We start from the raw sequence: 209 nt of genomic DNA on the forward strand, positions 1-209 counted from the left end.
ATTAAATTCGCTGTCGAAATAGCCTTTACGCAATGCCACGCTGGTGAGCGACTTTTTGAAGCTGTCATAATCGCCCTGATTCAGCACGGTGCCGATTGCCGGGCGTGTTTTCAGCAGTTCCAGGTAATCTTTATCCGTACGTGCACCACCGCGCAGAATCACTTCTGTGCCGCCAATCAGCACCGGCTCACCGGGGGTCACTTTGGCAA

1 pseudogene is annotated in these 209 nt (G+C 53.1%); it reads right to left on the minus strand.

The annotated features are described in order from the left end of the window. Nucleotides 1-209, minus strand: a pseudogene (locus FDX22_RS20980) (hypothetical protein); the annotation flags it as partial.

Origin of the sequence: Citrobacter sp. TBCS-14 (assembly GCF_005280805.1) — a bacterium.
GTDB lineage: Bacteria > Pseudomonadota > Gammaproteobacteria > Enterobacterales > Enterobacteriaceae > Citrobacter > Citrobacter gillenii.